The organism is Bacillus sp. GbtcB10, from assembly GCF_019091365.1.
Lineage (GTDB): Bacteria > Bacillota > Bacilli > Bacillales > Bacillaceae > Bacillus > Bacillus altitudinis.
Genome location: NZ_JAGXJP010000476.1, coordinates 1 through 229, shown reverse-complemented (window position 1 = coordinate 229; position 229 = coordinate 1). Strand labels below are relative to the sequence as shown.

Here is a 229-nt window from a genome sequence, read left to right as displayed (position 1 = left end):
AGACGATGTCTGGGAGCAATTTCTAAAAAAAACAAGTGCCCCAGGCGAAACATTACGTTTATTAGTGATTAATTACAATAATGATGATAGCGACCCATTAGAAGAAGTCATGGGCGTTGAAGAAGCCGCCGAAAAGTGGGATATGCCACCAGGAACAATTAAAAATTTATGTGCCGCGGGAGAAGTAAAAGCTAAAAAAATAGGTAACAGGTGGATTATTTCAAAAAGA

1 protein-coding gene is annotated in these 229 nt (G+C 38.4%); it reads left to right on the top strand.

Annotated elements, in window-relative coordinates; translation table 11 throughout:
• The coding region (locus tag KVT11_RS20880; RefSeq protein WP_254636550.1) for a helix-turn-helix domain-containing protein at positions 1 to 229 on the top strand (229 nt) is incomplete at both ends.